The sequence below is a fragment of the Pseudomonas sp. GL-B-19 genome (assembly GCF_019956415.1).
In the GTDB taxonomy this organism is placed as follows: Bacteria; Pseudomonadota; Gammaproteobacteria; order Pseudomonadales; family Pseudomonadaceae; genus Aquipseudomonas.
In genome coordinates, this window is record NZ_JAHBDK010000026.1 from 1 (window position 1) to 24,587 (window position 24,587).

At 59.8% G+C, this 24,587-nt stretch carries 23 protein-coding genes and 1 other RNA gene; 4 read left to right on the forward strand and 20 right to left on the reverse strand.

From position 1 onward, the window contains the following. Positions 1-268: 268 nt before the first annotated feature. The 18 genes from lpxC to rsmI form a co-directional block, all read right to left on the reverse strand. The gene (gene lpxC / locus KGB06_RS10860; protein ID WP_008060300.1) at positions 269-1,180 is read right to left on the reverse strand and encodes a UDP-3-O-acyl-N-acetylglucosamine deacetylase; all 912 of its coding nucleotides are present in this window, start codon (positions 1,178-1,180) and stop codon (positions 269-271) included. 112 nt (positions 1,181-1,292) lie between these two features. Beyond that, positions 1,293-2,486 carry a cell division protein FtsZ gene (gene ftsZ, locus KGB06_RS10865; protein ID WP_007943486.1) on the reverse strand — a complete coding sequence of 398 codons (1,194 nt, stop codon included), beginning with the start codon at positions 2,484-2,486 and terminating at the stop codon, positions 1,293-1,295. 71 nt (positions 2,487-2,557) lie between these two features. Continuing rightward, the gene (gene ftsA / locus KGB06_RS10870; RefSeq protein ID WP_223515261.1) at positions 2,558-3,817 is read right to left on the reverse strand and encodes a cell division protein FtsA; all 1,260 of its coding nucleotides are present in this window, start codon (positions 3,815-3,817) and stop codon (positions 2,558-2,560) included. A gap of 15 nt (positions 3,818-3,832) precedes the next feature. Further along, positions 3,833-4,702 carry a cell division protein FtsQ/DivIB gene (locus KGB06_RS10875; RefSeq protein WP_223515264.1) on the reverse strand — a complete coding sequence of 290 codons (870 nt, stop codon included), beginning with the start codon at positions 4,700-4,702 and terminating at the stop codon, positions 3,833-3,835. Positions 4,703-4,706: 4 nt separating this feature from the next. After that, positions 4,707-5,663, reverse strand: coding sequence for a D-alanine--D-alanine ligase (locus tag KGB06_RS10880; protein ID WP_223515267.1), 957 nt, complete (start codon positions 5,661-5,663; stop codon positions 4,707-4,709). Continuing rightward, positions 5,660-7,120, reverse strand: a complete 1,461-nt coding sequence (gene murC / locus KGB06_RS10885) for a UDP-N-acetylmuramate--L-alanine ligase (protein WP_223515269.1) — start codon at positions 7,118-7,120, stop codon at positions 5,660-5,662. The genes KGB06_RS10880 and murC overlap by 4 nt, the downstream gene beginning before the upstream one ends. Then, positions 7,113-8,183 carry an undecaprenyldiphospho-muramoylpentapeptide beta-N-acetylglucosaminyltransferase gene (murG, locus tag KGB06_RS10890; protein WP_223515272.1) on the reverse strand — a complete coding sequence of 357 codons (1,071 nt, stop codon included), beginning with the start codon at positions 8,181-8,183 and terminating at the stop codon, positions 7,113-7,115. Before murG ends, murC begins: the two co-directional genes overlap by 8 nt. Continuing rightward, positions 8,173-9,390, reverse strand: a complete 1,218-nt coding sequence (ftsW, locus tag KGB06_RS10895; RefSeq protein ID WP_411741844.1) for a putative lipid II flippase FtsW — start codon at positions 9,388-9,390, stop codon at positions 8,173-8,175. Before ftsW ends, murG begins: the two co-directional genes overlap by 11 nt. Continuing rightward, on the reverse strand, positions 9,387-10,733 hold the full coding sequence (gene murD / locus KGB06_RS10900) for a UDP-N-acetylmuramoyl-L-alanine--D-glutamate ligase (protein ID WP_223515274.1): 1,347 nt from the start codon (positions 10,731-10,733) through the stop codon (positions 9,387-9,389). The genes ftsW and murD overlap by 4 nt, the downstream gene beginning before the upstream one ends. Before the next feature lie 6 nt (positions 10,734-10,739). Continuing rightward, the gene (gene mraY, locus KGB06_RS10905; protein ID WP_027922688.1) at positions 10,740-11,822 is read right to left on the reverse strand and encodes a phospho-N-acetylmuramoyl-pentapeptide-transferase; all 1,083 of its coding nucleotides are present in this window, start codon (positions 11,820-11,822) and stop codon (positions 10,740-10,742) included. Next, positions 11,822-13,189, reverse strand: a complete 1,368-nt coding sequence (locus KGB06_RS10910; RefSeq protein ID WP_223515277.1) for a UDP-N-acetylmuramoyl-tripeptide--D-alanyl-D-alanine ligase — start codon at positions 13,187-13,189, stop codon at positions 11,822-11,824. Before KGB06_RS10910 ends, mraY begins: the two co-directional genes overlap by 1 nt. Then, complete coding sequence (locus KGB06_RS10915) at positions 13,182-14,645, reverse strand: UDP-N-acetylmuramoyl-L-alanyl-D-glutamate--2,6-diaminopimelate ligase (protein WP_223515279.1); 1,464 nt, start codon at positions 14,643-14,645, stop codon at positions 13,182-13,184. Before KGB06_RS10915 ends, KGB06_RS10910 begins: the two co-directional genes overlap by 8 nt. After that, entirely contained in the window at positions 14,645-16,384 is a 1,740-nt protein-coding gene (locus tag KGB06_RS10920; RefSeq protein ID WP_223515444.1) for a peptidoglycan D,D-transpeptidase FtsI family protein, read from the reverse strand. The genes KGB06_RS10915 and KGB06_RS10920 overlap by 1 nt, the downstream gene beginning before the upstream one ends. After that, positions 16,384-16,677 carry a cell division protein FtsL gene (ftsL, locus tag KGB06_RS10925; RefSeq protein ID WP_223515297.1) on the reverse strand — a complete coding sequence of 98 codons (294 nt, stop codon included), beginning with the start codon at positions 16,675-16,677 and terminating at the stop codon, positions 16,384-16,386. The genes KGB06_RS10920 and ftsL overlap by 1 nt, the downstream gene beginning before the upstream one ends. After that, entirely contained in the window at positions 16,674-17,621 is a 948-nt protein-coding gene (rsmH, locus tag KGB06_RS10930; RefSeq protein WP_411741845.1) for a 16S rRNA (cytosine(1402)-N(4))-methyltransferase RsmH, read from the reverse strand. The genes ftsL and rsmH overlap by 4 nt, the downstream gene beginning before the upstream one ends. Then, the gene (mraZ, locus tag KGB06_RS10935; protein WP_223515300.1) at positions 17,618-18,073 is read right to left on the reverse strand and encodes a division/cell wall cluster transcriptional repressor MraZ; all 456 of its coding nucleotides are present in this window, start codon (positions 18,071-18,073) and stop codon (positions 17,618-17,620) included. Before mraZ ends, rsmH begins: the two co-directional genes overlap by 4 nt. 355 nt (positions 18,074-18,428) lie before the next feature. After that, positions 18,429-18,782, reverse strand: an RNA gene (gene rnpB, locus KGB06_RS10940) — RNase P RNA component class A. Between the two features lie 74 nt (positions 18,783-18,856). Then, positions 18,857-19,762 carry a 16S rRNA (cytidine(1402)-2'-O)-methyltransferase gene (gene rsmI, locus KGB06_RS10945; protein ID WP_223515303.1) on the reverse strand — a complete coding sequence of 302 codons (906 nt, stop codon included), beginning with the start codon at positions 19,760-19,762 and terminating at the stop codon, positions 18,857-18,859. A gap of 175 nt (positions 19,763-19,937) precedes the next feature. Here rsmI and KGB06_RS10950 point away from each other — a divergent pair, with 175 nt between their 5' ends. The 4 genes from KGB06_RS10950 to KGB06_RS10965 all read left to right on the forward strand — a co-directional run bounded on the left by KGB06_RS10950 (position 19,938) and on the right by KGB06_RS10965 (position 23,384). Next, a complete protein-coding gene (locus KGB06_RS10950) occupies positions 19,938-21,749 on the forward strand; it encodes a penicillin-binding protein activator (RefSeq protein ID WP_223515306.1) in 1,812 nt (603 codons plus the stop codon). Next, positions 21,749-22,111 carry a YraN family protein gene (locus KGB06_RS10955; RefSeq protein ID WP_223515308.1) on the forward strand — a complete coding sequence of 121 codons (363 nt, stop codon included), beginning with the start codon at positions 21,749-21,751 and terminating at the stop codon, positions 22,109-22,111. The genes KGB06_RS10950 and KGB06_RS10955 overlap by 1 nt, the downstream gene beginning before the upstream one ends. A 104-nt stretch (positions 22,112-22,215) precedes the next feature. After that, positions 22,216-22,809 (forward strand): phosphoheptose isomerase, encoded by a 594-nt coding sequence (locus KGB06_RS10960; RefSeq protein ID WP_223515311.1) that lies wholly within the window; start codon positions 22,216-22,218, stop codon positions 22,807-22,809. Continuing rightward, positions 22,806-23,384 (forward strand): BON domain-containing protein, encoded by a 579-nt coding sequence (locus KGB06_RS10965; protein WP_223515314.1) that lies wholly within the window; start codon positions 22,806-22,808, stop codon positions 23,382-23,384. The genes KGB06_RS10960 and KGB06_RS10965 overlap by 4 nt, the downstream gene beginning before the upstream one ends. A 120-nt stretch (positions 23,385-23,504) precedes the next feature. Here KGB06_RS10965 and KGB06_RS10970 read toward each other — a convergent pair whose 3' ends face one another. Together KGB06_RS10970 and KGB06_RS10975 are read right to left on the reverse strand one after the other, a co-directional pair. Further along, on the reverse strand, positions 23,505-23,918 hold the full coding sequence (locus KGB06_RS10970) for a ClpXP protease specificity-enhancing factor (RefSeq protein WP_007943725.1): 414 nt from the start codon (positions 23,916-23,918) through the stop codon (positions 23,505-23,507). Positions 23,919-23,934: 16 nt separating this feature from the next. Beyond that, positions 23,935-24,552, reverse strand: a complete 618-nt coding sequence (locus KGB06_RS10975; protein ID WP_008155978.1) for a glutathione S-transferase N-terminal domain-containing protein — start codon at positions 24,550-24,552, stop codon at positions 23,935-23,937. Positions 24,553-24,587 lie beyond the last annotated feature (35 nt).

A 24,587-nucleotide genomic window follows, 5' to 3' on the forward strand; every position in this document is an offset into this window, starting at 1 on the left:
TCGTACAGGCCGACACATCGGTTGAAGACAGGGACTGTTTAAGCGTCGTATTCTTTTTCATGGACTCGCCCTCGCTGCCGTTGGCTTCTTAGACTGCCACCGTGGCGCATTGACGCCTCGGCGTGGGCGAGTCCATCCAATTACAGGGGTACTCGGTCTACTGTGGGAGCGAGCCTGCTCGCGATAGGGCCAGTATGGCGCCACAAAGTTTGAGAGATAAAAAAAGGCCACCCGAAGGCAGCCTTTAAAAACTAGAGAGGTTTTTTGCTTACACGGCCGCGACAGGACGCATGTAAGAGATCGGTGCAGTGCTGGCGTCTTCGAAAGTCACGACTTCCCAAGCATCTGTCTGCTCAATCAACTTGCGCAGCAGCTGGTTGTTCAATGCATGTCCGGACTTGAAGCCCTTGAACTCACCAATCAGGCTATTGCCCAGCAGGTAGAGGTCACCAATTGCATCGAGGATCTTGTGCTTCACGAATTCGTCTTCATAGCGAAGGCCGTCTTCGTTCAGTACACCATCCGCGTCGACCACAATAGCGTTTTCAACGCTGCCGCCGAGTGCGAGGTTGTGCTTGCGCAGGTACTCGATGTCACTCATGAAACCAAAGGTACGGGCGCGGCTGACTTCTTTTACGAACGAAGTGCTGGAAAAATCCACGCTTGCACTTTGTGTGCGGTCACGGAAAACCGGGTGATCGAAATCGATCTCGAAGCTCACCTTGAAACCTTCGAAAGGGACGAAAGTGGCGCGCTTGTCGCCGTCTTCCACTGTCACTTCCCGCAGGATCCGGATGAACTTCTTGGCGGCATCCTGCTCTTCCAGGCCAGCCGATTGAATCAGGAATACGAAAGGTCCAGCGCTACCATCCATGATTGGTACTTCGGACGCGGAGAGCTCGACGTAGGCGTTATCGATGCCCAGGCCAGCCATGGCCGAGAGCAAGTGCTCCACCGTGTCCACTTTGACGTCACCGTTGACCAGTGTGGTCGACATAGTGGTTTCGCCAACGTTTTCTGCGCGAGCAGGTATCTGCACCACAGGATCGAGGTCAGCACGACAAAACACAATGCCGGTGTCGATAGGCGCGGGCTTGAGGGTCAGGTATACCTTCTCCCCGGAGTGCAGGCCTACACCTGTGGCACGGATAATATTTTTCAGTGTGCGTTGTTTAATCATGGCTTGGGCCGCTTCAGCGCAAATTGCGAACTGGTATCAACAAAGGCTGGCGATGATAGCAGACCAGACCTTTGCTGAACACCAATCAACTTCATAGCCCTGATACATTCCATCAATCAGCCTGACGACGCAGGAATGCCGGGATGTCCAGGTAGTCCAGATCATCTTGCGGATTCATCTTCGCGGCAGTCGCAGCACCGGCCTGAGCCTGGTTGCGCATGACGGTCGGACGGTCCAGGTCACGGTAGTTTACCGCCGGTTGTTCCTGACGAGCGGGAGCCGATTGTTGCGGCTGGGAGGCCATCGAGGTGTGAACGGTGTTGTCGATGACCTTCACAGGCTTCTCGATTTTAGCGCCCAGACCAGTAGCAACCACAGTCACGTGCAACTCATCGCGCATGTCCGGATCGATAACGGTACCGACCTTGACCATCGCGTGCTCGGAGGCGAAGGCTTCAATGATGCTACCCACGTCGGAGTACTCACCCAGAGACAGATCAGGACCGGCGGTGATGTTCACCAGGATGCCGCGTGCACCTTGCAGGTTCACGTCTTCGAGCAACGGGTTGCGAATGGCCGCTTCGGTGGCCTCGCGCGCGCGGTTCGGACCGCTGGCGCAGCCAGTGCCCATCATCGCCATGCCCATTTCGCTCATCACGGTACGTACGTCGGCGAAGTCGACGTTGATCATGCCCGGACGCTTGATGATGTCGGAGATACCGCGAACGGCACCGGCCAGCACATCGTCAGCCTTGGCGAATGCGGACAGCAGGCTTGCGTCCTTGCCAAGAATGGTCAGCAGTTTCTCGTTGGGAATGGTGATCAACGAGTCGACGCTTTCAGACAGCAGACGGATGCCTTCGTCGGCGATCTGCATGCGCTTGCGACCTTCGAACGGGAACGGACGAGTCACCACTGCAACGGTGAGGATCCCCATTTCCTTGGCCACTTCGGCAATGATTGGCGCCGCACCGGTACCGGTACCGCCGCCCATGCCAGTGGTGATGAACACCATGTTGGTGCCCTGCAGGACTTCGGCAATACGCTCACGGTCTTCGAGAGCGGCCTGACGACCCACTTCAGGGTTGGCGCCGGCGCCAAGACCTTTGGTCACACCGGTACCCAGTTGCAGGATGGTCCGCGCGCCGATGGATTTCAGCGCCTGGGCATCAGTGTTGGCGCAGATGAATTCAACGCCTTCAATGTTGCTCTTGACCATGTGATTCACAGCGTTTCCGCCGCCACCGCCAACACCGATAACTTTAATAACCGGGCTTGCGGGGATGTTGTCTACGAGTTCGAACATTTTCCCTCTCCTTTACATTCTCTAGTTTTTTCGCCTACTGCCTGTTTCTACAACGGTGCCGCGGTAAATCTTTAGAAGTTGCCTTGTACCCAGCTCTTGATGCGATCGAGCAAGGCGGCTTTCGGTTCGTCATTGCTGTAGCTGTCACGGCTGCTGATGCCCGAGAACGAAATCCCGTCGGACTGCTTTTGCAGGCCGTACATCAACAGACCAACGCCTGTGGAATAAATCGGGTTGCGAACCACGTCGTCCAGGCCCTTGACGCCATGCGGCACGCCCAGGCGCACCGGCATGTGGAAAATTTCTTCGGCCAGTTCGGTGGCGCCTTCCATCTTCGCCGTACCGCCGGTCAGCACGATGCCGGCCGGGATCAGGTCTTCGTAACCGCTGCGACGCAGTTCGGCCTGGATCAGCGTGAACAGCTCGTCGTAACGCGGCTCGACCACTTCGGCCAGGGCCTGACGGGACAGCTCGCGCGGTGGACGGTCGCCAACGCTTGGGACCTTGATGGTTTCACCGGCACCGGCCAGTTTGGCCAGGGCGCAGGCGTAGCGGATCTTGATTTCTTCGGCGTACTGGGTCGGGGTGCGCAACGCCATGGCGATGTCGTTGGTCACCTGATCGCCCGCAATCGGGATCACTGCGGTGTGACGGATCGCACCCTCGGTGAAGATGGCGATGTCGGTGGTGCCGCCGCCGATGTCCACCAGGCATACGCCGAGCTCTTTCTCGTCGTCGGTCAGGACCGAATACGCGGAAGCCAGTTGTTCGAGAATGATGTCGTCGATTTCCAGGCCACAACGACGCACGCATTTTTCAATGTTCTGTGCGGCGTTGACGGCGCAAGTGACCACGTGAACCTTGGCTTCCAGACGCACGCCAGACATGCCCAGTGGCTCACGGACGCCTTCCTGGTTATCGATCACGTAATCCTGCGGCAAGGTGTGCAGCACGCGCTGGTCCGCCGGGATCGCCACAGCCTGGGCAGCGTCGAGGACGCGCTCAAGGTCGGCCGGGCTGACTTCGCGATCACGAATGGCGACGATGCCGTGGGAGTTCAGGCTGCGGATGTGATTGCCGGCCACGCCGACAAACGCCGAGTGAATGCGGCAACCGGCCATCAACTGCGCTTCTTCGATGGCGCGCTGGATCGACTGCACGGTGGATTCGATGTTCACCACCACGCCTTTCTTCAGGCCACGGGACGGATGGGTACCGATCCCGACGATTTCCAGCGTGCCGTCGTCCGCAACCTCGCCGACCAGCGCCACCACCTTGGAGGTGCCGATATCGAGACCGACGATCATTTTGCCGCTTTGCACGTTTGCCATGGGTCCTGCCTCTTCTTAATTCTTCGCGACAGCGGGTTGGGCTATCGTGGGCGCTACAGGTTCCCGCCAGCCAACAGCGAGGCCGTTGGCGTAGCGCAGATCGATGCGCGCAATGTTCGTAATCTGTTCTTTAAGCGTCTTGTCATAGATGGCGATGAAACGGCGCATCTTCTCCACCAGCTTGCCCCGCCCCAGCAGCAGTTCGATCCCGGGACCAGCACTGCCGGCGCCGGTGGTCAGGAACCAGCTGCCGCGTTCACGCAATTCCAGGCGTGCAATCGAGAAGCCCAGCGGCCTGAGCATCTGGCTCAGCACCTGGTATTGCTGCATCACCTGCTGTTGAGCCCGTTGTGGGCCGAACAGCTGTGGCAAGTGTTCGTAGTTCGCCAGCTCACGCGGGGTGAATGCCTGGCCCTGGTTGTTCAACAGCGATTCATCGCCCCAACGGGCCACCGGCAGTTGTTCTTCCAGGCGGATCACTACTTGATCCGGCCACACCCGGCGCACTTCGGCGTGGGCGATCCATGGCATCGTTTCAAGCTCGGTACGCATGCTCTCCAGGTCGATGGTGAAGAAGCTCGACGCCACGTACGGGGCGATCCGCTGCTGCACGGCTTGCTGGCTGATGTAACTCAAATCGCCCTGCACGTTGATCTTGGTAATCGGCCGGTCGGCGTAAGGCAGCAAACGCTGCGCGCCTTCGTAAGTACCAAACCCCAGCGCAACCAACAGCACCGGCCAGAACAAGGCTTTGAGAAAACCAAAATTGGCTTTCGGCAGGCGCATCGACATCGGCTCTTTGGCCACCATTCGGCTGGCACCCCGTGGCACCGACTTGCGGCCGGGAGCTGGAGGGGGCTGATGTCTTAGCTGCGCGCCTTGCATGGTCTTAACCTCTTACCTCGAAACTGGCTGCCAGAATGGCCAGAACCAGTTGCTGGAAATCCAGACCGGCAGCACGGGCCGCCATCGGCACCAGGCTGTGATCGGTCATGCCCGGTGCGGTGTTCACTTCCAGGAACCAGAACTGCCCGTCGGAATCCTGCATCACGTCTGCCCTGCCCCAACCGGCGATACCCAGCGCCTCGCAGGCTTTCGCCGTGAGGTCCATGAGTTCCTTTTCCTTGGTGCTGTCCAGCCCGCACGGAATGCGGTACTGGGTATCGTTGGCGATGTACTTGGCGTCGTAGTCGTAGAAGCTGTGCGTCGTGCCCAGGGCAATCGGAGGCAACACCTGGTCACGCAGGGTGGCGATGGTGAACTCCGGACCGTGAATCCATTGTTCGACCAACACTTGCGAATCGTAGGTACTGGCCGCTTTCCAGGCGTCGATCAATTCGGACGCGGAACTCACTTTGGCCATACCGATACTTGAACCTTCATGCGCCGGTTTGACGATCAAAGGGAAGCCCAGTTCCGTCGCTGCCGAAATACAATCGGCTTCGCTGCTCAATACGGCGTGACGCGGCGTCGGAATACCCAGGCTGTGCCAGACCTGTTTGGTGCGCAGCTTGTCCATGGCCAGAGCCGAAGCCAGAATGCCGCTGCCGGTGTACGGAATGCCCAAGCATTCGAGCAAGCCTTGCATGCTGCCGTCTTCGCCACCACGACCGTGGAGGATGATGAAGGCGCGGTCGATCTTTTCGTTGAGCAAACGCTGCAACAGGTCATCGCCGACGTCGAGACCGAACGCGTCCACACCGGCACTTTGCAGTGCCGCGAGGACCGCGTTACCCGACTTCAGGGAAACTTCCCGCTCGGCACTTTTGCCGCCGAAGAGCACGGCAACGCGGCCGAAGTCTGTCGGCGCGACAGTGGAGACGAGGTTGGCGTAAGCAGCAGTCATTTCAACTTCCCCACGCTTGGCGCGGCAACGGCGCCAGCGAACAACGGACTGTTCAAAAGTTTGGGTGCAAGGCCACCGATATCACCGGCGCCCTGGCACAGCAGGATGTCGCCGGCACGCAGCAGTGGCTTGACCAGCGGCGCAAGATCGACACCGCGCTCGATGTAAATCGGGTCCAACTGACCGCGCTGACGGATGCTGTTGCACAACTTGCGGCTGTCGGCGCCCGGGATCGGCTCTTCGCCAGCCGGATAGACTTCCATCAACAGCAGGACGTTGGCGTCAGCCAGTACATTGACGAAATCGTCGTACAGGTCGCGGGTGCGGCTGTAACGGTGCGGCTGGTAAACCATCACCAGGCGGCGCTCCGGCCAGCCACCACGCACGGCTTTGATAACCGCGGCGACTTCGGTCGGGTGGTGACCGTAGTCGTCGACCAGCATCACGTTGCCGCCTTCGACCGGCAGTTCGCCGTAGACCTGGAAGCGACGACCGACACCCTGGAACCCGGACAAGCCCTGGACAATGGCTTCATCGCTGACACCTTCGTCAGAGGCGATGCAGATGGTGGCCAGCGCGTTCAATACGTTGTGGTTGCCCGGCATGTTCACCGAGACATCCAGCGGCTCGCGATCAGGGCGCAGCACCGTGAAGAAAGTCTGCATGCCTTGCTGACGCACATTGATGGCGCGTACGTCGCAGTCATCGCCAAAGCCGTAAGTGACGGTCGGGCGTTTGACCTGCGGGAGGATTTCACGCACCACCGGATCGTCCAGGCACACCACAGCCAAACCGTAGAACGGCAGGTTGTGAAGGAACTCGACGAAGGTTTTCTTCAGTTTGTTGAAGTCACCGTCGTAGGTCGCCATGTGATCGGCGTCGATGTTGGTGACCACGGCCACCAGCGGCTGCAAGTGCAGGAAACTGGCGTCGCTTTCGTCGGCTTCGGCAATCAGGTAACGACTGGTGCCGAGCTGGGCATTGGTGCCCGCGGCATTCAGACGGCCACCAATGACGAACGTCGGGTCCAGGCCACCGGCCGCGAACACCGAAGCGATCAGGCTGGTGGTGGTGGTTTTACCGTGCGTACCGGCGACGGCGATACCGTGACGGTAGCGCATCAGTTCGGCCAGCATCTCGGCGCGAGGCACCACCGGAATACGGCGTTCCAGCGCAGTCGCGACTTCCGGGTTGGAGGTGTTGACGGCGCTCGACACCACCAACACATCGGCAGACGCGGCGTTCTCGGCGCGGTGGCCGATAAAGATCTGCGCGCCGAAAGACTCCAGGCGCTCGGTCACTGGCGACGCTTTCAGGTCGGAACCGGACACTTCATAGCCCAGGTTCAACAACACTTCAGCGATGCCGCACATGCCCACGCCGCCGATACCGACGAAGTGGATTTTACGGATGCGGCGCATTTCCGGTTGCGGCATGGCTTTCTGATTCTCAACCATGGGCCACCTCCAGGCAGGTATCGACCACGTTACGGGTGGCATCGGGTTTGGCCAGGCGGCGTGCCGCGCAGGCCATATCGTTGAGTCGTTGTGGTTGCATCAGGACCTCTGTCAGGCGAGCGGCAAGATCCGCTGCGCCAGTCGTTCTTTGCGGCATCAGGAAGGCAGCGCCTTCACGGGCCAAATAATCGGCGTTGCGGGTCTGGTGATCGTCGATCGCGTGGGGCAAAGGCACCAGCATCGAAGGCAGACCGGCGGCGGCCAGTTCACTGATGGTCAGCGCGCCTGCGCGGCACACCACCAGGTCGGCCCAGCCATAGGCTTGGGCCATGTCTTTGATGAAAGGCTGCACTTGCGCCTCGACGCCAGCCGCGCGATAGCGCTCTGCAGTCACTTCATCGTGGTTTTTTCCGGCCTGATGAAACACTTCCGGACGCAGGTCGGGGTCGACTTGCGACAGGGCTTCAGGCAGCAGTTTGTTCAACGGTTCTGCGCCCAGGCTTCCGCCCAGGATCAGCAAACGCGCCTTGCGACCAGCCAGGGCTGGTCGCGCTGTTTCGAGGAACAGCTCGGTGCGCACCGGGTTACCGGTGGTCCGACGGCTGTCCGACAGGGTAAAGGTGTCGGGGAACGCTTCACAGACCCGGGCGGCCAACGGCACCAGCAACCGATTGGCGGTACCGGCCACGGCGTTTTGTTCGTGAACGATCACCGGCACACCAGACAGTTTGGCGGCAACACCACCAGGGCCGGTCACAAAACCACCGAAGCCGACCACGCACACCGGCTGCAGCTGACGAATGATCGCCCGCGCCTGCCAGACGGATTTGAGCAACATGAACGGTGCCTTGAGCAAGGACAGCTTGCCCTTGCCGCGCAGACCGCTGGCGTTGATCCGATGCAGCTCGATACCGGCCATCGGCACCAGATCGTTCTCGATGCCACGCGGTGTTCCGAGCCAATGCACGGTGTAACCGCGGGCCTGGAATTCACGAGCACAGGCCAGCGCAGGGAACACGTGGCCCCCGGTGCCGCCCGCCATGATCAATACGTTAGCGCCCATGGGTCGGCTCCTCGGCGAAGTCGCTCTCATGGAACTCCATCTCTTCACTGCCCAGGTGGGTTCGACTCTCCCACTCTATGCGTAGCAACAAGCCGAGACAGGCACCGCAAATCACCAGCGAACTGCCGCCATAACTGAGGAACGGCAGCGTCAGGCCTTTGGTCGGAAGCAGACCGACGTTCACGCCGATGTTGATCAGGAACTGACCGATCCACAGGAACGACAGGCCGTACGCGATGTAGGCGGCGAAGAATTGCTTGGCCTTCTCGGCCCAATAACCAATGTACATGCCACGAATACAGACAAAGGTGAACAGCGCCACGGTGCACAACGAACCCACGGCACCCAGTTCTTCAGCCAGTACCGAGAACACGAAGTCAGTGTGAGCTTCCGGCAGGTAGAACTGTTTCTGCACGCTGTTGCCCAGGCCGACGCCCAGCCACTCGCCGCGACCAAATGCGATCAATGCTTGCGACAACTGATAGCCGGCACCGAACTGGTCGGCCCACGGATCGGCAAAGTTGGTCAGGCGCGCCATTCGATATGGCTGCACTTGAATCAACAACACCACCGCCGCGACGGCCAGGACCACCATCAAGGAAAACCGGAACAGCCCGACCCCGCCAAGGAACAGCATCGCCGCAGCCGCCCCCATCATCACGACGGTGGCACCGAAGTCCGGCTCCATCAGCAACAGCCCTGCCATCGGCAACAGCACGATGAACGGCTTGAAGAAGCCCATCCAGCTTTCACGCACTTCTTTCTGGCGACGCACCAGATAACCGGCGAGGTAGATCACCACGAACACCTTGGCGATCTCGGAAGGCTGAACGTTGAAGAAACTGAAGCCGATCCAGCGCATCGAACCGTTCACTTCACGGCCGATCCCCGGAACGATCACCATCACCAGCAAACCGAACGCACCCAGCAGCATCATCCAGCCCAAGCGTTGCCAGGTGGCAATCGGAATCATCATGGTGACGATGCAGGCCCCCAGGCCCAGCACCACGTAAATAAGGTGGCGAATCATGTAATACAGCGCACTGCCCGACTGCACCGCCCCCACTTCGGTCGATGCCGATGCAATCATGACCAGCCCCAGGCCGATCAATGCCAGGCAACCGGCGAGCATCGGGAAATCGAGGTCGATACCGCGCCCGGTGATGATCGGCGACGGATAAGGCTTGATGATGTTTTTCAGGCTCATGCCAGTTCCTCCACGGCTTGGACGAACTGGTGACCACGGTCTTCGTAGTTCTTGAACATGTCGAAACTGGCGCAGGCAGGTGACAGCAGCACCACGTCACCTGGTTCGGCAGCAGCGCGGCATTGCTCCACGGCTTCAACCAGTGAGCTGACGCGAATCAGCGGTACGGCTTCGCCGATGGCCTGGCCGATCTTGTCGGAATCACGGCCCATCAGGATCACGGCGCGGCAGTTGGCCGCCACCGGATCACGCAGATCATTGAACTCGGCACCCTTGCCGTCGCCACCGGCGATCAGCACGATCTTGCCACCGATGTCCGCACCCAGGCCTTCGATGGCTGCCAGCGCGGCGCCGACGTTGGTGGCTTTGGAGTCGTTGTAATAGCCGACGCCATCCAGATCACGGACCCACTGGCAACGATGCTCAAGCCCGGCGAAGGAGCGCAGGGCCGTGAGCATGGCGTCGAACGGCAGACCGACAGCGTGGCCCAGCGCCAAGGCCGCCAAGGCATTGGATTGGTTGTGGGCACCACGGATTTTCAACTCGCGCACCGGCATCAGGTTCTGGAATTCGAAGGCCAGGTACTTCTCGCCATCTTCTTCGCGGATACCGAAGGCCTTGAAATCCGGCTTGCTCAAACCGAAGGTCCAGCACGGCTGACCCTCGCCAATCAACGGGCGGCTCAGGGCGTCCTGACGGTTGACCACAAACTGTTTGGCGCCACGGAAGATACGGTGCTTGGCCAGGTGATAGGCCGGCAGACCGCTGTAACGGTCCATGTGGTCTTCGCTGACGTTGAGCACGGTCGCCACTTCGGCGTTAAGTTGATCGGTGGTTTCCAGCTGGAAACTCGACAACTCCATCACGTACAGCTCGATGTCATCGCCAAGCAGGTCCAGTGCCGGCGTACCGAGGTTGCCGCCGACGGCAACTCGCTTGCCCGCCGCGGCCGCCATCTCGCCGACCAGGGTAGTGACGGTGCTTTTCGCGTTGGAACCGCTGATGGCGACAATCGGTGCCTTCGCGTTACGCGCGAACAGCTCGATGTCGCCGGACAATTTCACGCCACGGGCAGCGGCAGCCTGCAGGGCCGGGGTCGCCAGCGCCAGGCCAGGGCTCACGTAGAGCTCGTCGGCACGGCACAGGAACTCGACGTCCAGCTCGCCACAACGCACTTCCACGTGCGGATAGTCACGCTTGAGCGCGGCCAGTTCCGGTGGATTTTCCCGCGTATCGGCGACAGCAAACGACGTGCCCCGGTTCGCCAGGAAGCGAACCAGGGACATGCCGCTCTTGCCGAGGCCGACAACGATGCGGAAGTGGTCAGAAGCGATCAGAGACACGAGTTTCTACCTCAGCTTCAGGGTGGCAAGGCCGACCAGGACGAGAATCACGGTGATGATCCAGAAACGGACGATCACGCGTGGCTCAGGCCAGCCCTTGAGTTCAAAGTGGTGGTGAATCGGTGCCATGCGGAACACACGGCGACCGGTCATCTTGAAAGAAGCAACCTGGATGACGACCGACAGGGTCTCCATCACGAACACACCGCCCATGATGAACAGGACGATTTCCTGACGGACGATCACCGCGATGGTGCCCAGGGCCGCGCCCAGCGCCAGTGCGCCGACGTCGCCCATGAAAACCTGTGCCGGGTAGGTGTTGAACCACAGGAACCCGAGGCCCGCACCGATCAACGCGCCGCAGAACACAATCAGTTCACCCGCGCCCGGTACATAGGGAATCAGCAGGTATTCAGCGAATTTCACGTTACCCGACAGGTAGCAGAAGATCCCCAGACCACCGCCGACCATCACGGTCGGCATGATGGCCAGACCATCGAGGCCGTCAGTCAGGTTGACGGCGTTGCTCGATCCGACGATCACGAAGTAGGTCAGCACGATGAAGCCAGCACCCAACGGAATGCTGTAATCCTTGAGCATCGGCAGAATCAGGGTGGTTTCCACCGGAGTAGCAGCGGTCATGTAAAGGAAGACCGCTGCGCCCAGACCAAACACCGACTGCCAGAAGTACTTCCAGCGGCTCGGCAAGCCACGGGAGTTTTTCTCGATCACTTTGCGGTAATCGTCGACCCAGCCGATGGCGCCGAACAACAAGGTCACCAGCAGCACAGTCCAGACATAACGGTTGCTCAGGTCGGCCCAGAGCAAGGTGCTGACGCCGATGGACGACAGAATCAGCGCGCCGCCCATGGTCGGAGTACCCGACTTGGACAAGTGCGATTGTGGACCGTCGTTGCGAACGGATTGACCGATCTGACGGTTCTGCAAGGTGCGGATCATCCACGGGCCATAGCACAGCGACAAGACCAGCGCAGTCAGCACACCGAGAATCCCGCGCAGGGTCAGGTACTGAAAGACCGCGAAGCCTTTGTAGAACTGTTGCAGATACTCCGCTAGCAGCAGCAGCATTAATGTTTCTCCAGACTGGACCCGCACAAAGCGGCGACGATGTTTTCCATCGCAGCGCTACGCGAGCCCTTGATCAAAATGGTGGTGTTGGTGTCTTGCTCGGCGCCCAGGGCCTTGATCAGCTCAGCCTGAGTGCTGAAGTGAAAGGCCTGTGGACCGAAAGCGTTTACGGCGTGAACCATGTTGGGTCCGACGGCATACAGCGCGGACACCTTGCCGCGGGCGTATTCACCCACATCGCGGTGCCCCTGCTCCGCCCAATCGCCCAACTCGCCGATGTCTCCGAGCACCAGGACGGTGCGACCGGAAAAGCCGGCGAGTATATCAACGGCGGCACACATGGAGGTCGGGTTTGCGTTGTACGTGTCATCAATCACGCGCATGCCATTGGTGGCCAGTTGCGCGACGGTGCGCCCTTTGACCGGTTGCACGGCGGCCAGCCCCGTGGCGATGCCGAACAGCGACACGCCCAAGGCATGAGCGGCAGCGGCGGCAGCCATGGCGTTTGCGACGTTATGCGTGCCGAGCAGGTTCAATTGAACGCGCTCCACCCCTTCAGGCGTGTGCAGGTTAAACGCCGGGCAACCACGAGCATCGCGGTCCAGGTCGCTGGCGTAGAAGTCGGCACTGAGGTTGCTCAGGGCGAATGTCAGCACTTTGCGCCCGGCCGCGCGGGCCTTCCAGATTTCAAACGCCTTGTCGTCGAGATTAAGAACGGCGATGCCATCGGCCTCGAGCCCTTCAATAATTTCGCCTTTGGCTTCAACGATTTTTTCCGGCCCGCCGAACTCGCCAACGTGGGCGGTCCCGGCGTTGTTGAGGATGGCCACGTGAGGTTTGGTCATGCCCACGGTGTAGGCAATTTCGCCAAGGCGCGAAGCACCGAGCTCGATCACGGCAGCGGTGTGTTCCGGCGCGAGTTCGAGCAAGGTCAGCGGTACGCCGAGGTCGTTGTTCAGGTTGCCACGGGTGGCCAACACCGGACCGCGCGTGCGCAGGATGCTCGCGAGCATTTCCTTGACCGTGGTCTTGCCGCTGGAACCGGTGACGGCCGCGACCGGGTTGGTGAACGCCGCACGGTTCAGTGCACCCAGTTGGCCGAGAGCCTGGCGGGTGTCATTGACCAGTAGCTGTGGCAGTGCGCTGTCGGCGACTTCGCGCTCGACCAACACTGCGACGGCGCCTTTGGCTGCGACATCGTTCAAATAGTCGTGACCGTCGAAACGCGGGCCAGTCAGGGCAATAAACAGTTGGCCGGGCTTGATCGCACGGCTGTCTATGCTGACGCCGTCGAACGTGGCGTCGGCAGTGATCAGGCGAGCATTCAGCGCGCCAGTCAATTCGCTCAACTTCAAGGCTTTAAGCATGGGCCACCTCCCACGCGGTCAGGGCATGATCGGCCTCGACCAGATCGGAGAAGGCGTGACGCTCGCCGTTGATTTCCTGATAGTCCTCGTGACCTTTACCGGCCAGAACAATCACGTCATCCACCGAAGCGCTGGCGATCAACTGGGCAATCGCCTGGCCCCGGCCTGCCACGAAAGTCACTTTATCCACAGCCTTGAAGCCGGCGCGGATGTCATCGAAGATCACCGCCGGGTCTTCGGTGCGCGGATTGTCATCGGTCACCAGCACACCGTCGGCCAGACGCTCAACCACTTCAGCCATCAGCGGACGCTTGCCGCGATCACGATCGCCGCCGCAGCCGAACAGGCACAGCAAGCGACCTTTGGCGTGTGGACGCAGGGCCATCAAGACTTTTTCCAGCGCGTCCGGGGTGTGCGCGTAATCGACCACCACCAGCGGCTGAGTACCGCCACCCAGGCGCTGCATGCGACCGGCCGGGCCTTCGAGCTTCGGCAGGACGTGGAGGATTTCGTCCAGCGCGTAATCCAGACCGAGCAAGGCGCCGACCGCGGCCAGTACGTTGCTCAGGTTGAAACGACCGAGCAAGGCGCTGCGCAAATGGTGCTCGCCCTGAGGCGTCACCAATGTGGCGCGCACACCTTCGTCGTCGAATTGCGCTTCACGGCAATACAGGTAGGCGCTGGTGTCTTCCAGGCTGTAGGTGATCAAACGCGACTCACCCTTTTCGGCGGCCAGTTGGCGGCCGAATTCGTCGTCGAGGTTAATCACCCGGCACTTCAAATCGTTCCAGGCAAACAGCCTGGCCTTGGCTTCGCCGTAGGCCTGCATGGTGCCGTGGTAATCGAGGTGATCGCGGGACAGGTTGGTCATCACCGCCACATCAAACGCCAGCGCGGTCACGCGGCCCTGATCCAGACCGTGGGAGGAGACTTCCATGGCAACGGCTTTGGCGCCGGCCTTTTTCAGGTCGGCCAGGGTCGCTTGCACGGCGATCGGGTTCGGCGTGGTGTGCAGACCGCTTTCCAGCGCGCCGTAGAAACCGGAGCCCAGCGTGCCAACGATGCCGCAGTGTTGGCCCAGCAGATCGAGCGCCTGGGCCACCAGTTGAGTCACGCTGGTTTTGCCATTGGTGCCGGTCACGCCAATCAGATTCAAGTGACGGCTCGGGTCGCCATAAAAACGCCCGGCGATGTCCGACAGCTGCGCCGCCAGGCCTTTGACCGGAATCAGCGGCACTTCGGTGATCGGCAATACGGTTGCGCCTTCGACTTCATAAGCCACAGCGGCAGCGCCGCGTTGCAGGGCGTCGGCGATGTGCGCGCGACCGTCGAAGCGCCCGCCCGGGACGGCGAGAAACAGATCGCCAGCGCGCACGTTGCGGCTGTCGAGTGCCAATTCGCGGATCAACAGATCGCGACCGGCGTGGGCAAAAATTTTGTTCAGACTCAGAGACATCAGCCGCGCCCTCCATTGGCTTTCAGCGGTACGACGGGGGTTGCATTCGCGGTTTCAGTCGGCGGCAGGTTGTCCGGCGTAATGTTCATCAGGCGCAGTGTCCCGGACATCACTTTGCTGAACACTGGCGCCGAGACCAGACCACCGAAGTAACCGGCCTTGGTCGGTTCATCGATGACCACGACGATCGCGTAACGCGGATCGCTCATCGGCCCGAAGCCTGCGAACAGCGAGCGGTAAGAGTTCTCGGCGTAGCCTTTGGTGCCCACCGACGTCTTGCGCGCAGTACCCGACTTGCCGGCCACGTGATACGCCGGCACTTGCGCACGGAATACACCGCGCGGTGCCTCGATCACTTGGGTCAGCATGGTTTGCATGGTTTTCGAGACGGCTTCCGGCAGCACTTGCGTGGTCTGCGGCGCCTTGTCGGTTTTGATCAGGGTCAAGGGTGCGAGGCGACCGTTGTTGGCCAGCGCCGAGAAGGCGTGGACCAGCTGAATCGCGGTCACGGAAACACCGTAGCCGTAGGACAGCGTGGCGGTTTCAGCCTTGCGCCACTCGCGGTAGTTCGGCAGGTTGCCGACACGTTCGCCCGGGAAGCCGAGACCGGTGTCCTGGCCGAGGCCGAGTTTTTGCGCCAGACGGAAAATCGTCTCGCCGCCGATATCGAACGCGACTTTACTCATGCCGACGTTACTGGAATTGATCAGGATGCCGGTCAGGTCGAGTACCGGACCTTCGGACTTCGATACGTCCTTGATGGTGTACTTACCAATCTGCAAGGTGCCTGGATACACCTCGACGGTATCGCTCGGCTTCCAGCGCCCGGTTTCAATCGCGGCGCTCATAGAGACGGCTTTCATGGTCGAACCCGGCTCGAACACGTCGATCATCGCGCGGTTACGCATCATCGCCGGCTGCAGATTGCGACGGTTGTTCGGGTTGTAGGTCGGCTGGTTGACCATGGCCAGGATTTCGCCGGTCTTCACGTCCATGATCACCAGGCTGCCCGCCTTGGCGCCGTTCTCGATGATCGCGTTACGCAGTTCGCGGTTGGCCAGATATTGCAGGCGCAGGTCAATGGACAACGCCAAGGGCTTGCCGGCCTTGGCGTTTTTGGTGACCTGGACATCTTTGATCAGCCTTCCGCGCCGATCCTTGATGACTTGACGCTTGCCGGGGACCCCGGCGAGCCATTCGTCATAGGCCAGCTCGACCCCTTCACGACCGTGGTCATCGATGTCGGTAAATCCAACCATGTGCGCGGTGACTTCACCGGCCGGGTAGAAACGCCGGAACTCTTCAATACCGTAGACGCCCGGTACTTTCAGATCGAGCACGGACTGGCCCTGCTCGGGGGTCAGCCCACGTACCAGGTAAATGAATTCTTTGTTGGCCTGGGCTTCGAGACGTTCAGCCAGGGCTTTAGGGTCCTGACCCAGGGCAGCCGCCAGTGCCGGCCACTTCTCTTTGGCCGTTTGCATTTCCTTGGCGTTGGCCCACAGCGTGGTGACCGGGGTACTCACGGCCAAAGGCTCGCCGTTACGGTCGGTGATCAGACCACGGTGAGCCGGAATCGGAATATGACGAACGCTACGCGCATCGCCTTGACCTTTAAGGAAGGCACGGTCGACGACTTGCAGGTCGATGATGCGCCAGGAAATCGCCGCAACCATGATGCCGAGCAATCCCACCACCACGCGGAAACGCCATGGGAACATTGCGCCTTCGAGTTTCATCATGGCGCCACCATCTTCACTTCAGCTGCGCCGGGAATGCGCATCTTCAGCTGTTCGGAGGCCAGTACTTCGATACGGCTATGGGCGGTCCAGGTGCTCTGTTCAAGGATCAAACGGCCCCACTCGGCCTGCGCCTTGTCGCGCACGCTCAACTCGTTGTACAGCGAGTTCAACAGCTGACGGTTCCAGTGAGCGCTGTACGAAACGCCGATCGCTGAAACAAGCACGCCCACAAACAACAGCAGCATGAAAAAGCTTCCGCCGGGCAGTGGCTTGGCGAAAAGCTTGCTCACCGCAGCTTCTCCGCCACGCGCATGACGGCGCTACGGGAACGTGGGTTGGCTTTGAGTTCGGCCTCGGAGGCGGACTTGGCTTTGCCATGGATTTTGATGATCGGTTCGAAAGCGACGTGACGTACCGGCAGGTTGCGCGGCAAGTTGTCGGCTTCACCTTTAACCAGTTTGCGCATGAACAGTTTGACGATGCGGTCTTCCAGCGAGTGGAAGCTGATAACGACCAGACGGCCGCCGACTTCCAGGCATTCCAGTGCGGCTTCGAGGCCGGCTTCCAGATCGCCCAGTTCGTTGTTGACGTGAATGCGCAGGCCCTGGAACGCGCGGGTCGCCGGGTTCTTGCCTTTTTCCCACGCCGGATTGGCGACTTTCAGGACTTCGGCCAGGTCCGCGGTGCGCTCGAACGGCTTGATGTCGCGACGCTCGGCCACGGCCCGGGCCATACGACCGGAGAAACGTTCTTCGCCATATTCCTTGAACACGCGAGCGATTTCTTCCACCGGTGCGGTGTTGACGAACTCCGCAGCGCTGATCCCGCGGGATGGGTCCATGCGCATGTCCAGCGGGCCGTCATTGAGGAAACTGAAGCCGCGTTCAGGGTCGTCGAGCTGCGGCGAAGACACGCCGAGGTCGAGCAAAACACCACTGACCTTGCCGGCCAGACCGCGCTCGGCGACTTCCGAACCCAGCTCGGCAAAACTGCGCTGCACAACGACAAAGCGGCCGTCTTCGGCCGCTAGCGTCTGCCCGGTGGCAATCGCTTGAGGATCTTTATCAAATCCAAGCAACCGGCCATCGGGACCCAGCTGGCTCAAGATCAGCCGGCTGTGCCCGCCGCGCCCGAACGTGCCGTCCAGATAGCAGCCATCAGGACGTACGGCGAGAGCCTCGACGGCTTCGTCAAGCAGTACGGTGATGTGGTTAAAGCCGCTATCAATAGTCACAGGATCAAATCACGCAGTTCATCAGGCATAGAGCCCGGTTGTTGAATAGCAGCCAGGTCAGCGGCAGAAACCGCATCCCAGGCATCCTCGTCCCACAATTGGAACTTGTTCAGTTGGCCTACCAACATCGCGCGCTTATCCAACTTGGCATATTCACGAAGACGCGGTGGAACCAGAAAACGACCACTGCCATCGAGCTCGAGGTCGACGGCATTACCAATCAGTAAACGTTGCAGGCGGCGGTTCTCTTCGCGAAGCGAAGGCAGTGCGCGCAGTTTGGTTTCAATAACTTCCCACTCATCGAGGGGATAAACACACAAACATGGATCAACGGCGTCAATTGTGACGATTAACTGACCGGAACTACGCGAAACGAGCTCGTCACGGTACCGGCTCGGCATGGCGAGTCGGCCCTTTGCATCGAGACTGATAGCGTTAGCTCCGCGAAACACGTCAGCGTCTCTCCAAATTTTAGCGTTTTACGTTCAAAAAACCCACTTCATGCCACTTTCCGCCACTTGTGCACACTATAGGAATGCGGCCACCGCACCGTCAAGGCGCGGATTAAAGGAAAACCCTTACAGAACTGAGATTTAGGAGCGTAGGAGGAGGTGTTACGGAAATCCGACGTGTCATCACACTCAATAACTTGAGTCAGCACAGAGAGCTGCGCTCGAAAGTTAAAGTAGTTTGTTAAGAGTAAGATTTTTTTGGTATTACGAAAGTGCTTCTGCTGATGATTCGGTAAGGAGGGAATTTGCCACTACCAGCGCCCTGCTCAAAGATTCAAACAGGGAGGAAAAAAAGGTGGAGAGTCGATCTGTAAGCCGGGTTCTGTCTTGAACAGTCATTCGTCTACGATGGCCATCACTGGACATCTTTAGCAACCTACCCGGTCCCAGCGCGGGCCACGCCTTGGGACCCTATTTGGTCTTGCTCCAAGTGGGGTTTACCTAGCCACGAACTGTTGCCAGACGTGCGGTGCGCTCTTACCGCACCTTTTCACCCTTACCGGCGCCGAAGCGCTTAGGCGGTTATTTTCTGTGGCACTTTCCGTAGGCTCACGCCTCCCAGGCATTACCTGGCACTTCGCCCTATGGAGCCCGGACTTTCCTCCCCCCCCTAATTTTCATAGAGGGCAGCGACTGTCCGATCGACTCTCCGCCGCAAAGGTTAACGGCAGAGCGGCCGAAGAACAAGCGCTAAACGCCTTTGCCCCCCCTGCACGTCGGGTTTTACTCGCCCTTCTGCTTATCCAGCGCAACCTGATACAGCACATTCTTGCGCTCGCCGGTGATTTGCGCAGCCAAGGCGGCCGCACGCTTGAGCGGCATCTCTTCGAGCAACAGGTTGAGGATGCGCATCGCTTCGCTGCTGACCGCATCTTCAGTCTCAGGCGCAGCCCAGCCGGCCACCAGCACCACACATTCACCGCGCTGCTGATTGCTGTCCGACTCGACGAACTCACGCAACTCGGCCAATGGCAGACCTTTAAGGGTTTCAAAGGTTTTAGTGATTTCACGAGCCAGCAACGCCTGACGCTCGCCACCGAACACCAGCTCCATGTCTTGCAGGCATTCAAGAATGCGGTGCGGAGCTTCGTAGAAAATCAGCGTGCGCGGCTCTTCCTTTACCAGCTCAAGACGAGCCCGGCGACCGACCGCCTTGGCCGGCAGAAAGCCCTCAAAGATAAACCGGTCGGATGGCAAACCCGCTGCCGACAGAGCCGCGATCAATGCGCAGGCTCCCGGCACCGGCACCACATTGATCCCCGCAGCACGAGCCTGACGCACCAAGTGATACCCGGGATCAGAAATCAACGGCGTGCCGGCATCGGATATCAGCGCCACGTCGTCGCCTGCCAGCAGACGCGTGATAAAGCGGCTACCTTCATCCCGCTCGTTGTGTTCGTGACACGCTGCCAGCGGCGTGGGAATACCGAAATGCTGCATCAATCGCTGGGAGTGGCGAGTATCTTCGGCGGCAATCAACGCCACCTCACGAAGGATCTTCAGCGCACGCGCACTGATGTCGTCCAGGTTGCCGATGGGCGTCGCCACCACATAAAGCGAGCCAGCAGCGGAATTCAAAGCACCTGGAGCAGTCAAAGCGCACACCTCATGATCGGTAAAAAGTGACATTGTAGCGCGTAGCGCGCTCGCGATACGCCTGGCCCTTCCCGGGTTTTCCCGCCTTTTGTGCAGTGTTGCAACATTTACACGAGCTAAATTGATCGATTCACGCCAGTAACATCGCGCCCCGGCCAGTGCTTGGGTACAATTCCACGCTAATTTGATCGAGTAACAGGAACACTACATGATCGCTTGCCTGCGGCTGTTTACTGCCCTCTGCCTCGCTGCCTTGCTGGCGGCTTGCGCCAGCTCGCCCTCCTCCAGCCTTGGCGAAGTTCCACGGACCCCGAATGCCAGCGTCGAGCAACTGCTCGGGCAGGCCAATCAAAGCAAAGACCCGGAAGAAGCTGCCCTGCTGCGCCTGAGCGCCGCAGACGTGGCCTACCGCCAAGGGAATGCCGGCCAGTCCGCGCAAATCCTGCAGCAGGTTCCGGTCGAGCAACTCAAGCCAGGCCCACAAGTCTTCGCCAGTACGCTGGCGGCGGAACTGGCGATGGTGCGCAACCAGCCCAAAGCGGCGCTGACGGCCTTGAGCCATCCGAGCTTGCAACGCCTGAGCGAACTGCCGGCTGAGCAACAGGTTCGCACCGGCACAGTCCATGCCCGCGCCCTTGAAGCAGATGGCCAAACGCTGGCTGCCGCACGGGAGCGTATTTTTATCGCGCCAATGCTGAGCGGTGAAGCGGCCAGCAAAAACCACGATGCGATCTGGATCCTGATCGCTTCCCTGCCCACCGACCAACTGCAGCCCACCACCTCCGACGACCTCGGCGGCTGGATGGGCCTGGCACTGGCGGTGAAAACGGCCGGGACGCTGGAGCAACAACAAGCAGCAATCGATAACTGGCGCGCGCAAAACCCTAAACACCCGGCCGCCATTCATCTGCCGTTGGCACTGACCAACCTCAAGGACCTGGCCAGCCAACCCCTGAGCAAGATTGCCCTGCTGTTGCCACAAGACGGCCAGCTGGCATCGGTCGGCAAAGCATTGCGCGAAGGCTTCATGGCCGCTTACTACCAGGCCCAACAAACCGGCCAGAAGCCACCCGCCATCGAGTTTTATGACAGCTCGAAGCTGACGTCGATGGACGAGTTCTACCGCAAGGCCCAGGCCGATGGCGTGCAACTGGTGGTCGGCCCGCTGGAAAAACCACTGGTTAAACAGCTTAGCGCCCGCCCGCAATTGCCGATCACCACCCTGGCGCTGAACTACAGCGAAGGCGAACAAGGCCCGGCGCAACTGTTTCAGTTTGGCCTGGCCGCTGAAGACGAAGCCCGCGAAGTGTCTCGCCGCGCGCGCGCCGATGGCCTGCATCGCGCCGCGATCATGGTGCCAAAAGGCGAATGGGGCGATCGCGTACTCCGCGCATTCAGCCAGGACTGGCAAGCCAACGGCGGCACCATAGTTGTCACCGAGCGCGTAGACCAACCGGTTCAACTGGCCCAGCAGATTGCTGACATGTTCCAGCTGCGCCAGAGCGAAGGCCGCGCGAAAAGCCTGCAAAGCACCGTTGGCTCGCAGGTTGCCGCCCAGCCTTCGCGTCGCCAGGACATTGAATTCATCTTCCTGGCCGCCACTCCGCAACAGGCTCAACAGATCAAACCGACCCTGAACTTCCAATACGCAGGTGACGTACCGGTTTACGCCACCTCCCACGTGTACAGTGCCAGCGGCGACGTGAATCAGTACAACGATATGAACGGCATTCGCTTCTGCGAAACTCCGTGGTTGCTGGACGCCAATGATCCGCTGCGCAGGCAGGTTACGGCTCAATGGCCACAAGCCTCCGGCAGCCTCGGTCGCCTGTATGCCATGGGCGTCGATGCTTACCGCCTGGCGCCACGCCTGGGGCAACTCAAAGCCTTGCCGGACAGCCGCCTCGAAGGTCAGTCGGGCAGCCTGAGCTTGACTCAGAACCAACGCGTCGTGCGTCAGCTGCCGTGGGCTCAGTTCGTCAATGGCCAGGTTCAACGCCTTCCAGGCACCCCGAACTGATGCCTGACAGGTCACGCCAGCAAAGCGGTAAAGATGCCGAGCGCCATGCGCTCGAGCATCTTCAACAACAAGGTCTGCACCTGCTGGCGCAGAACTGGTTGTGTAAACGCGGCGAGCTTGATCTGGTCATGCTTGATGGCGATACAGTAGTATTCGTTGAAGTCCGCTACAGAAAAAACACCCAATGGGGTGGAGCGCTCGAAAGCATTGATGAGCGCAAACGGCAAAAACTGATTTTCGCTGCACAGTATTTTCTTCAGCGCGAGTCGCGTTGGGCCAATTCCCCTTGCCGCTTCGACGTGGTTGCCATCGACAGCAACCGTGATCAGTTGAACTGGCTGCAGAATGCCTTCGACAGTTGATCGCTTGCGCCCCGAACCGGACACTTTCACCCAACACTTTTGCTCTTTGCATTGCGGGCTGCACATTCATGTGCCGAGTAGCCGCGCTAATTAAGGTCACACAGATGGACATGCAATCCCGAATTCGCCAGCTTTTTCAGGCCAGTATCGACACCAAGCAAATGGCGATGGACGTACTTGCACCGCACATCGAGCAAGCCAGCCAAGTGATGGTCAACGCCCTGCTCAATGAGGGCAAAATGCTTTCCTGCGGCAACGGCGGCTCCGCCGGCGATGCCCAGCACTTTTCGTCGGAGCTGCTCAACCGCTTCGAACGCGAACGCCCGAGCCTGCCAGCCATCGCGCTGACCACTGACAGCTCGACCATCACCTCGATTGCCAACGACTACAGCTACAACGAAATTTTCTCCAAACAGATTCGCGCCCTCGGCCAACCGGGCGACGTATTGCTGGCGATTTCCACCAGCGGTAACTCGGCAAACATAATTCAGGCGATCCAGGCCGCACATGATCGCGAAATGGTTGTCGTAGCAATGACCGGTCGCGATGGCGGCGGCATGGCGTCACTGCTTTTGCCCGAGGACGTCGAGATTCGCGTACCGGCCAATGTCACCGCACGTATTCAGGAAGTCCACCTGCTGGCGATCCATTGCCTTTGCGATTTGATCGACAGCCAATTGTTCGGGAGTGAAGAATGACCCCTAATCGCCTAGGCCTATTGGCCTTGACCCTGTGCCTTGGCATCAGCGGCTGCACTTCGGTGGTTAACGCCAGCCGTGAAGCGCCGATTGAAGATGACCGCGGCACGCGCACCTTTGGCAGCAAGATCGACGATTCCCTGATCGATACCAAAGTCGGCGTAAACGTGGCCAAGGCCGACCCTGCCCTGGACAACGAATCGCACATTGTCGTCACCAGCTTCAACGGCGTGGTGCTGCTCGCCGGACAGACGCCTCGCGCAGACCTCAAGGCTAAAGCCGAACAGGCTGCCGCCGCTGTTCAACGGGTAAAAACGGTCCACAACGAATTGCAGATCATGCCGCCCTCCTCATTGCTGGCGCGCCAGAACGATGCCTGGCTGACCACCAAGATCAAGACCCAGATGCTCACCGACGCCTACATTCCTGGCTCGCGCATCAAGGTTGTGACCGAAAATGGCATCGTCTACTTGCTGGGTCTGGTGACCAAACAGGAAGCCGCTCAGGCTACCAACCTGGTACAGGGCGTTTCCGGTGTGCAGAAGATTGTGAAGCTGTTTGAGTACATCGACTGACACCTGCTCGCCGTAGGAGCACGACTTGCCGGCGATGGCGTCTTTGAAATCGCCATCGCGAGCAAGCTCGGCTCCTACGGAAGTAATAAAAAAGGCGATCCTCTCGGATCGCCTTTTTTATTACTTCACCACTTTCAAACTGGGTCGACCGCTGGGACGCGGCGGCTCGCTGTCGGGTGGCGGAATATCATCATCCGGCTCGATCTCTTCCTCGTCTTCCATAGGCGATTCCAGATCAAACACCATGCCCTGGCCATTCTCCCGGGCGTAAATCCCAAGGATCGAGGCGATAGGCACGTACAAGGTGTGCGGCACGCCACCGAAACGCCCTTCGAAACTGACCGCCTCGTTATCCATGTGAAGATGACGCACGGCTTGCGGCGACACGTTCAAGACAATTTGTCCGTCACTGGCAAAACCCTGAGGCACCTGCACCGACGGATACTCGGAATTGACCAGCATGTGCGGGGTGCAATCGTTGTCCACAATCCACTCGTAGAGCGCGCGGACCAGATAAGGTCGACTGGAGTTCATAGCGGCTCCTTAAGCCTTAGCGCATATCGCGTTCGACACCAGACAGACTCGCCTGGAAAGCCTCACGCGCAAACGAGCGCTCCATATAATCAAGCAGCGGCTTGGCAGGCCGCGGCAGTTCAATACCCAAAATCGGCAAGCGCCAGAGTATTGGTAATAGGCAGCAATCCACCAGACTTTGTTCCTCACTGAGGAAAAACGGCTTATCGGCGAATAACGGCGACACGCCAGTCAGGCTTTCGCGCAGCTCTTTACGAGCGACGACGCGGGCAGCTTCCTTGGACCGTGAATCCAGGATCAGATCCACCAGGCCACACCAGTCACGCTGAATACGATGAATCAGCAGACGGCTGTTGGCACGCGCCACTGGATAAACCGGCAACAAAGGCGGGTGCGGGTAACGCTCATCCAGATATTCCATCACCACGGTCGACTCCCACAACGCCAAGTCACGATCGACCAGGGTGGGCAGGCTTCCGTAAGGGTTCACCTCAATCAGTTTAGGCGGCTGACGACCAGCTTCCACGTAAATGATCTCGGCGCTGACACCCTTCTCTGCAAGTACGATACGCACTCGGTGGGAATAGTGGTCGGCGGGGTCGGAGTAACAGGCCAACCGATTGGTCACGCCCATGGCGGTCCTCCTCGCTTGTTGAAATTATCGGAAGC

Excerpts from the sequence above, each read along its gene's own strand:
- lpxC (WP_008060300.1), bottom strand. The coding sequence starts at position 1,180 with ATGATTAAACAACGCACACTGAAAAATATTATCCGTGCCACAGGTGTA.
- KGB06_RS10965 (WP_223515314.1), top strand. The coding sequence starts at position 22,806 with ATGACCCCTAATCGCCTAGGCCTATTGGCCTTGACCCTGTGCCTTGGC.
- KGB06_RS10910 (WP_223515277.1), bottom strand. The coding sequence starts at position 13,189 with ATGCTTAAAGCCTTGAAGTTGAGCGAATTGACTGGCGCGCTGAATGCT.
- ftsZ (WP_007943486.1), bottom strand. The coding sequence starts at position 2,486 with ATGTTCGAACTCGTAGACAACATCCCCGCAAGCCCGGTTATTAAAGTT.
- KGB06_RS10920 (WP_223515444.1), bottom strand. The coding sequence starts at position 16,384 with ATGAAACTCGAAGGCGCAATGTTCCCATGGCGTTTCCGCGTGGTGGTG.
- KGB06_RS10975 (WP_008155978.1), bottom strand. The coding sequence starts at position 24,552 with ATGGGCGTGACCAATCGGTTGGCCTGTTACTCCGACCCCGCCGACCAC.
- murG (WP_223515272.1), bottom strand. The coding sequence starts at position 8,183 with ATGGGCGCTAACGTATTGATCATGGCGGGCGGCACCGGGGGCCACGTG.
- KGB06_RS10880 (WP_223515267.1), bottom strand. The coding sequence starts at position 5,663 with ATGACTGCTGCTTACGCCAACCTCGTCTCCACTGTCGCGCCGACAGAC.
- KGB06_RS10950 (WP_223515306.1), top strand. The coding sequence starts at position 19,938 with ATGATCGCTTGCCTGCGGCTGTTTACTGCCCTCTGCCTCGCTGCCTTG.
- KGB06_RS10915 (WP_223515279.1), bottom strand. The coding sequence starts at position 14,645 with ATGTCTCTGAGTCTGAACAAAATTTTTGCCCACGCCGGTCGCGATCTG.
- murC (WP_223515269.1), bottom strand. The coding sequence starts at position 7,120 with ATGGTTGAGAATCAGAAAGCCATGCCGCAACCGGAAATGCGCCGCATC.
- KGB06_RS10970 (WP_007943725.1), bottom strand. The coding sequence starts at position 23,918 with ATGAACTCCAGTCGACCTTATCTGGTCCGCGCGCTCTACGAGTGGATT.
- KGB06_RS10955 (WP_223515308.1), top strand. The coding sequence starts at position 21,749 with ATGCCTGACAGGTCACGCCAGCAAAGCGGTAAAGATGCCGAGCGCCAT.
- rsmI (WP_223515303.1), bottom strand. The coding sequence starts at position 19,762 with ATGTCACTTTTTACCGATCATGAGGTGTGCGCTTTGACTGCTCCAGGT.
- KGB06_RS10960 (WP_223515311.1), top strand. The coding sequence starts at position 22,216 with ATGGACATGCAATCCCGAATTCGCCAGCTTTTTCAGGCCAGTATCGAC.
- mraY (WP_027922688.1), bottom strand. The coding sequence starts at position 11,822 with ATGCTGCTGCTGCTAGCGGAGTATCTGCAACAGTTCTACAAAGGCTTC.
- KGB06_RS10875 (WP_223515264.1), bottom strand. The coding sequence starts at position 4,702 with ATGCAAGGCGCGCAGCTAAGACATCAGCCCCCTCCAGCTCCCGGCCGC.
- ftsW (WP_411741844.1), bottom strand. The coding sequence starts at position 9,390 with ATGAGCCTGAAAAACATCATCAAGCCTTATCCGTCGCCGATCATCACC.
- ftsA (WP_223515261.1), bottom strand. The coding sequence starts at position 3,817 with ATGGCAAACGTGCAAAGCGGCAAAATGATCGTCGGTCTCGATATCGGC.